We start from the raw sequence: 7,678 nt of genomic DNA, 5'->3' as shown, positions 1-7,678 counted from the left end.
GCGGGCTTCAGCCCCGTGCTCGGCCAGGAGGCGCCGCAAATCTCCTCCATCGTCCATCTCGTCGCGGCAGGCTTCGGGGTCTCGGTTGTGCCGCAGTCGATCGAGCAGATCCGGGCTGAAGGCATCGCCTACCTTCGCATCGAGGGCACCTCTCCGCGGGCCCCGATCGGCCTCGCTGTTAGCGCCGAGAATCGCTCCGCGACAGTGCGAAATTTCCTCGCGCTCGCGCGCAGGCAATCGCGTTCCGGTTAGTGTGGGCCCCGGGAGCGCCAAAGCGCGGAAACGGCGGGTAGCCAGTGGGGAAAACGAAGGTCACCGTCGAGCTCAAGCGCGAGGGGGGCTTTCTCTGGCGCCTGCTCGGATACAGCAAGGGCAGGCAACCGATCACGTCGACTTTGGCGGATTTTGGAATGATGAAGTCGTGCCGCTGACCTGTAAGGTTTTCGGTCCCAACGGTCGGTTGTGACGGCCGCCGGCTACTGTGCATGAGGTTGTTTTCCATATTTGGTGGGAGCCGCGGCGACCCGATGCGCCGGCTCCATTCGGGGCGTAGGCTCTTCAAGCCGTTGCTCAAATCGTGGGTTTTGGTTTGGAAAGGCGGAAAATTATCGATCTTTCAAGGAGAGTTGACTGACTCCCTCTCCGCCACCGCACGATTTTTTGCTCCGAACTACGATCTTCTACGATTTTCTTCACATTGGCTCCTGCGCAGTTTCCAATTCCCGCTGCGAGGGAGCATCCGCCGCCAGATCTGGTCCCAATTCCGGGGCAAGCGGATTCTCGTGATCGGTGGAGGGAGCAGACTCCGGCTCCTTGATCCCGAACCAGGCCACATACAGCGCCGGCAGGAACAACAGTGTCAGCACCGTGCCTACGATGATGCCGCCCATCATGGCGTAGGCCATCGGACCCCAGAAGATTTCGCGCGCGATCGGAATCAGGGCCAGACTTGCGGCGGCTGCGGTTAGCATAATTGGCCGCATGCGATGTTCGGTCGCTTCCACGACCGCGTCCCATGCTGCGCGTCCTGCCTTTCTCAGATCCTCGATCTGCACGATCAGGATCACGGAGTTGCGGATCAGGATGCCGATCAAGGCAAGCACGCCGAGGATTGCGACGAAGCCGAGTGGCGCTCCACTTGGCAACAAGGCCATGACCACGCCGATCAACGCGAGGGGGGCCACGGCAAACACCAGGAACAGCCGGTGAAAGCTTTGCAGCTGTATCATCAGGATCGTCGCCATAATGAAGAGCATCAGCGGAACGACCGCTTCGATCGGGGCTTGGCTCTTCGCGCTTTCCTCGACCGAGCCTCCGATCGCGACCGAGTATCCCGCGGGCAGTCCTTTTGCGAACTCGTCGACCTTCGGCGCGAGCTGGTCCACGATCGTCTTTGGCTGCACTGTGTCGAGGATACTGGCCTTGAGCGTGATCGTGGGAAGCCGCGATCGCCGCCAGATTGTTGGCAGCTCGATCTCATAGCGCAGCGTGGCCACCGCGCCGAGCGGCACGGACTGGCCTCCCAAGCCTGTCAATTGCAGGTCGCGTAGCGTTTCGATCGATGCACGCTCGGGTGCGGTCGCCCGGCCCATCACGTCCACCAGGTAAATGCTGTCCCGCACCTGGGTGATCGAAGAGCCGGCAAGGACGCCGTTCAACGTCGTCGCGATGTCCTCAGAGCTCGCACCAAGCTGGCGCGCCTTGTCCTGAAGGACGTCGACCTTGACGACGCGCGCCGGCTCCATCCAGTCGAACACGACGTGATCGAGGTGCGGATTGGTGCGTACAATGGCAGCGAGGTTTTGAGAAAATTCCCTAACCTTCGCAATGTCGGGTCCGCTCAGCCGATATTGCACGGGACGCCCGACGGGAGGCCCGACCTCGAGCAACTTGACGAAGGTGTCGGTGCCCGGAAAGGTCTTCTTCAGATAGGTCTCGAATTGCGCCTTGACGCGGTCGCGCGCGGCAATGCCGCCCTTGGTGACGACGACCATCTGGCCAAACCAGCTGTTCGCCGTCTGCACGTCGAATGACAGCACAAAGCGCGGCGCGCCAGTTCCGACATAGGTTGACCAATGGTCGACGCCGGGATTGCCCTCCAGCTGTTCATGCTCGAAGCGGGCGATCTGCGCATTGGTCTCTGCAATCGAGGCGTTCTGAGGCAAATTCCAGTCAATGACCAATTCGGCACGGTCCGACGACGGAAAGAACTGCTGCTGCACGAACTTCATGCCGAACAGGGCAAGCGCGAAGGCCGCGACCGTTACCCCGACGGTGATCCAGCGATGATGCATGCAGACCAGGAGCACGCGCTGAAAGAGACGGGTCGCGCGCCCCTTTTCTTCGTGATGGCCTTTCATCTTCGCCGGAAGGATCGTCACGCCAAGGAGGGGCGTGAACAGCACGGCGACAATCCATGACACAAGCAAGGAGACGGCAATGACCACAAACAAGGTGAAGGTGAATTCACCGGCGTTGCTGGTGTTGAGACCAATCGGGATGAACCCGGCAACGGTGACGAGCGTGCCCGTCAGCATGGGAAAAGCCGTGGAGGTGTAGACGTGGGTTGCGGCCTTCTCGAGGGGATCGCCAACTTCCAGCCGCGCCACCATCATCTCGACGGCTATCATGGCGTCGTCGACGAGTAGCCCGAGCGCGATGATCAGGGCGCCCAGCGAAATGCGCTGCAGCGAGATTCCGGCATATGCCATCACCACAAACGTAATCGCGAGAACCAGCGGGATCGCGATGGCAACGACGAGTCCGGCGCGAAGGCCGAGGCTCAAGAAGCTGATTCCGAGCACAATGACCACCGCTTCGAACAGAGCTTCCGTGAAGCCCGACACGGCGTGCTCGACAACGACCGGCTGGTCCGCGACGAGATGAACACCCAGACCGATCGGCTGCTCGGCCAAGATCTTCGACATTTCCTCCTTCAGGGCCTCGCCGAATTTCAGCAAGTTCGCGCCCGACTTCATCCCGATCGCGAGCGCGATGGCGGGCTGGCCGTTGAAGCGGACAAGCGTGGTCGGCGGATCCTCATAACCGCGGGTGACGGTTGCCACGTCTGTCAGCGGGAAGAAGCGGTCATTGACCCTGAGATTGATGGCTTTCAAGCTCTCCTCAGATGTGAATTGACCGTTGACCCGCACGCTGATTCGCTCCGGCCCCTCCTGGAAAACACCGGAGGGCGCGACGGCATTTTGCGCCTGCAGCGAGGAGACGATCGAACGAGTATCGAGGCCGAGGGCCGCGATTTTCCGGGTCGAAAATTCCAGGAAGATCTTTTCATCCTGCGCGCCGAGAATATCGACCTTGCCGATATTCGGGACGGTCAAGACTTTCGCGCGAATGTCTTCGACCCGATCGCGCAATTGCCGCTCGGTCAGGCCGTCGCTGGTGAAGGCGTAGATGTTGCCGAAGACGTCGCCGAAGCGGTCGTTGAATGCTGGCCCAATCACGCCTTGCGGGAAATCGCCCTTAATGTCTGCAATCATGTTACGGACGCGCGCCCAGGTCGGCGCGACATCGGCGGCCTTCGTCGTGTCACGCAGATAGACGAAGACCGTCGTTTGGCCCGCAACGGTGACGCTCTTGGTGTAGTCGAGCGACTCCAGCTCTTCGAGCTTCTTCTCGATCCTGTCGGTGACCTGGCGTGTCATTTCCTCCGGCGAAGCGCCGGGCCACTGGGCCCCGATTACCATGGTCTTGATCGTGAAATCAGGATCTTCCTGCCGCCCCAGCTGCAGATAGGCGAACATACCCGCCGCCATGAAGGCGATCATGAAATACCAGACGAGCGAACGGTGGCCGAGGGCCCAGTCGGAAAGGTTGAAGGTTTTCATGGCGTGGTGTCCTGTTCGATGCGGACTTGCTGTCCTTGTTTGAGACTGTGGATTCCGGCAGTCACAATGCGCGACCCGGCGGTTAGACCGTTGATGACACGGATGCCCCCTTCCTCCTCGGAGAGGTCGACCTTGCGCAGCGAAATCGTGCTCGCGGGAGCGTCGATGACCCAGACGAAAGTCTCGGCACCTTCTGTGAGCACGGCGGACGCGGGCACCCGGAGAACCGGGTTGTAGGCCTTGCCGAGTCTTGCAGTGACGGTGCTTCCGAGGCGGAAGCTTTCCGGCGGGTCATTCAAGGCGATGCGAACGTGGCGCATGCGGGTCACTTGATCGGCTTGCGGCGCAATTTCGCGAATCTGGCCCAGGATCTGAACGTCAGGGAGCAGCTGCAGGCTGACGGTGAATGGCAAACCGACTGTCAAGGGCACCGGGAAGTCTGCGCCGATATCGACTACGGCCTCTCGGACGTCCGGTCGCGCTACAGTCACGACACTCTGACCCGGCGAAACGACTTGTCCCACCTCGGCGCTCACGGCCGTGACCACACCGGCGAAATCGGCCTTCACTTGAGCATAACTCTGCTGTTCGACAGCCTTGGTCAGATTCGCGCGGGCGCGAGCGGTCGATGCTTGAGCGCCAGCGCGCACCTGCTCTGCATCGTCAAGCGTCTGCTTCGTTGTAGCGTCGGTCTTGATCAGGATCCGTTTCCGCTCCTCGGTCCCGATTGCGTTTTCAAGGAGAGCCTCGGCTTTAGAAAGGTCCGCTTTCGCTGACTGCACGGCGAGCTCGAGGGCGGTCGGATCGATTGCGGCAATCGTCTGCCCTTCGGCCACCAGATCTCCGACGTTGACCGGACGCGCGATGAGGCGTCCAAGCACGCGGAAGCCGAGATTGGTCTGATAGCGCGGCTGGACCGTTCCAACCGCCACAGTGCTGCCAGATGCGGCCGGTTCGATCACAGTGGACAGAACGGGCCGGACAGGCTCCGGCGTCTTCGTCTCCTGTTTGCAGCCGGCCACCACCAAGGCCGAAGCGATAGTGCTTGCGATGAGAAAATACCGTGTTCTCATGATCGATCCTCGCCAAATGTGACAGGCTGGCCAGAGCTCAGCAGCTTGCCTCCGTCGATGACGACGCGGTCTCCAGCCTCGAGTCCTTCCCTGATCTGCACCGCTCCTGCCTCGTAAGCGCCGACAATCACGGGCTTCAGTGACGCTGTCCTGGTCTTGGGGTCGACGATCCAGACCGCGGGCTTTGACCCCACTGCCATCAGGGCGGTCCAGGGCACGGTGATCTCGGTTGCGGGTTTCGTCCCGGCGGTGCCCGCGACGACGCTTCCAAGCGTCATCGCAGCGGGCGGATTTTGGATCGCGACTTTCACGCGAACAGTGGAGCTCTTGGGATCGACGGCAGGCGATATCTCTCTGACGTAGCCTGTAGCGGTCGCGTCAGGACCAGAGACCAGCGCGAGCGAGACGCTGCCGCTCTCTACATCGCCCAAGAACATCGATTCAGGGACATCGAAGACGGCGTCGCGCTCGCCGTCCTGCGCCAGCGTGAAGACCGATTGGGCGGCCTGCACGACTTGTCCGACCTCGAGGTTTCGCCCGGTAATCACACCGGCGGCGCGGGCGCGCAGTTCCGTATCGCCGAGCGCCTCGCGAGTCCTACCCAGCTCCGCTTTCGCCGATTCAAGCGTGCTTTGGGCCGTTCGCAATTGCTCCTGCGCTTGGTCGTAGGCGACGCGGGTGGTGAATCCGCTGGAGAGAAGCAGGTTCTGCCGATCGAACGTCGCCTGCGCCACGCGCAGCTGGGCCTCCGCCGCAGCCATACTTGCGGTCGCGGCGTCAAAATCAGCCTGCTGCTCGGCCGGATCGAGCCGGGCAAGGAGGTCGCCGGCATTGACGTGGGCGCCGACGTCGACCATGCGCGCGAGCACGCGCCCGCTCACACGAAAGGATAGATCGGCGCGGAAACGAGCCTGGATCTCGCCGGTCAAGGTGAGGGAGGCTTGGGCGTCCCGCGGCTGCACGACTTCGGTGTGCACGAACGCAGCGCGTTCGAGGAGGCTGGCGGCGTGGTCATTGCAGGCAGCGAGTGGCGCCGCCAGAAGCGCGAGTGCGAGCGCAATACTGACGTGCCTCAGAATTGCCTGAGCGAGCACATGGCGAAGGGAGCGGTACACGGCAGTCTCCTATTTAATAAACTAAACCGTATAGTTTGTTTATTGGGCCGTCAAGTCCGAAATCGAACCAAGTGGCAAGTTGCATTCGGCAAAAGACAGACGCCCCGATGCAAGATCGGGGCGCCATTGGGGCGTCCGCCTCAATCAGTCTCCATGACAGACAAGAACCCGCCTGTAGCCGTATCGCCGATAGGCGGTGACATAGTAGCAGCCGTCATCAGATGAGGCGTAGGATCTGCCATAGGCGTAAGCAGCAGCCGCGGCATAACGCCCGTAGCGGTAGCCCTGGCCGGAACCGTCTCTAGCGTAACTGTTGCTGTTGTAGCCGTTGGCACCGTAGTTCGCGGTGCGAGCTTCGACACCGCGAAAGTTGGCCTGGCCGCCGCGATCGAGACCACGCAGTCCGGCAGCAGTATCGAGACGAGGCGCACCACCCGCGATGTCACGCGAAGGAGCGCCCGCGGGACCGCGCGGCGGAAGGCCAGTGACAGGTCCGGCCAGAGGACCACGGGCACCGAGACCCGGAGGAGGACCGCCGGCACCGTGGCCCGGAGGAGGACCGGCGAGGCCGGGCGGAGGACCAGCGAGCATAGGCGGAGGACCCGGAGGCGGGCCGGGCAGCTGTGCAAGCGCCGCACTTGGCGCGAAAACCGCGACACCGAGCAACGCGGTCGCAGAGAGGGTGAGAAGAGTCTTCGTCGACATTGTGTGTCTCCTTTGATCTACAGTTTTGATTGGATAGCGAGGTCGTTCACCCGCTGACCGACGGCTGACACGGAAGGCGGTGTCGGTACGGCCTTCAACCGACGACCGGTTCTGGGGCGGCGAGCGGTGACCGCGCGGTTCGCGTGCTGCTCGCGCTCGGTCAGCGGGAAGTCCAGGGCGAACGTCGTCGATGTCGTGCCGAAAGTATGACTCATCCGGCCGCCCAGGCCTTTTGCGAGTTCGCTAACGATCCGCAGGCCGCGGCCAGGCTTGATCCTTCCGAGGCCCGATCCGTTGTCGGAGACCCAGCAGTTCACCCAGGAACGCGTACACATCAGCTTGATTTTGATTTGACCATCGCGGCCGTCGAAGCAGGCATGCCGAACCGCATTCGTCACCAGCTCGTAGACGGCCAATACCAGGCGCCAGCATCGCTCGGACTCCAGCGGCAACGTGTCGACCGACAACACGAGGTGGATGTTCATGCGATCCAGCTTGCATCGACACATGGCCAGGCCAAGTTTGCGAAGCTGTTCGCCGGCATCGACGAGCGCGTCGCGATCCGGCATCGTCAGAATGTTATGGACTTCGATATGCTGGTAAAGCAAGTCGACGACATTGCTCAGCTCTTCCTTGGCGTCGACGTTGTCGGTCCAAATCGCCTTGAAGGAGACGAGGTGGATGACCGAGGCGAGCTCGTTCCTGATGCGGTGATTCAGCTCGTCCAGGAGGGTTCGTCCCTCCAGTGCGGGCGGATGGGCTAGTGAATGGGGCACAGCGGGCTCCTTCTGATTTAAACTATACCGTATAGTTTATTTTACTTGCGCTTTCGCCGCGAACGTGTCAAGCCGGGATCGTCAACGAGCCCGGGGCGCTCGCAGCATCGTGAATACAAGGGTGAAGCCTATGGTGACCAAGAACCAGGATTCGAAACGGCCTC

The 7,678-nt window shown here is 61.7% G+C and carries 6 protein-coding genes; 1 reads left to right on the top strand and 5 read right to left on the bottom strand.

What is annotated here, in order from left to right:
• The coding region (locus JOZ76_RS16655) for a LysR substrate-binding domain-containing protein (protein ID WP_291699831.1) at window positions 1–252 on the top strand (252 nt) is incomplete at its 5' end.
• A gap of 440 nt (window positions 253–692) precedes the next feature.
• Here the strand turns inward: JOZ76_RS16655 and JOZ76_RS16650 are convergent.
• The 5 genes from JOZ76_RS16650 to JOZ76_RS16630 all read right to left on the bottom strand — a co-directional run bounded on the left by JOZ76_RS16650 (window position 693) and on the right by JOZ76_RS16630 (window position 7,514).
• Window positions 693–3,845, bottom strand: coding sequence for an efflux RND transporter permease subunit (locus tag JOZ76_RS16650; RefSeq protein ID WP_291699829.1), 3,153 nt, complete (start codon window positions 3,843–3,845; stop codon window positions 693–695).
• Window positions 3,842–4,918, bottom strand: a complete 1,077-nt coding sequence (locus tag JOZ76_RS16645; RefSeq protein ID WP_291699827.1) for an efflux RND transporter periplasmic adaptor subunit — start codon at window positions 4,916–4,918, stop codon at window positions 3,842–3,844. The genes JOZ76_RS16650 and JOZ76_RS16645 overlap by 4 nt, the downstream gene beginning before the upstream one ends.
• Window positions 4,915–6,033 carry an efflux RND transporter periplasmic adaptor subunit gene (locus tag JOZ76_RS16640; RefSeq protein WP_291699825.1) on the bottom strand — a complete coding sequence of 373 codons (1,119 nt, stop codon included), beginning with the start codon at window positions 6,031–6,033 and terminating at the stop codon, window positions 4,915–4,917. The genes JOZ76_RS16645 and JOZ76_RS16640 overlap by 4 nt, the downstream gene beginning before the upstream one ends.
• Before the next feature lie 144 nt (window positions 6,034–6,177).
• Window positions 6,178–6,738: a hypothetical protein gene (locus tag JOZ76_RS16635; RefSeq protein ID WP_291699823.1), complete on the bottom strand. Its 561-nt coding sequence runs from the start codon at window positions 6,736–6,738 to the stop codon at window positions 6,178–6,180.
• A 17-nt stretch (window positions 6,739–6,755) separates the two neighbouring features.
• Complete coding sequence (locus JOZ76_RS16630) at window positions 6,756–7,514, bottom strand: ATP-binding protein (protein WP_291699821.1); 759 nt, start codon at window positions 7,512–7,514, stop codon at window positions 6,756–6,758.
• Window positions 7,515–7,678 lie beyond the last annotated feature (164 nt).

This window comes from Bradyrhizobium sp. (assembly GCF_019244115.1).
Lineage (GTDB): Bacteria > Pseudomonadota > Alphaproteobacteria > Rhizobiales > Xanthobacteraceae > Bradyrhizobium.
The sequence above is the reverse complement of the archived record's forward strand: the minus strand, read 5'-3'. Positions and strand labels throughout refer to the sequence as shown.

What these genes read in the sequence shown, in the direction of transcription:
- JOZ76_RS16650 (WP_291699829.1), bottom strand. Translation starts at nt 3,845, where the DNA reads ATGAAAACCTTCAACCTTTCCGACTGGGCCCTCGGCCACCGTTCGCTC.
- JOZ76_RS16635 (WP_291699823.1), bottom strand. Translation starts at nt 6,738, where the DNA reads ATGTCGACGAAGACTCTTCTCACCCTCTCTGCGACCGCGTTGCTCGGT.
- JOZ76_RS16645 (WP_291699827.1), bottom strand. Translation starts at nt 4,918, where the DNA reads ATGAGAACACGGTATTTTCTCATCGCAAGCACTATCGCTTCGGCCTTG.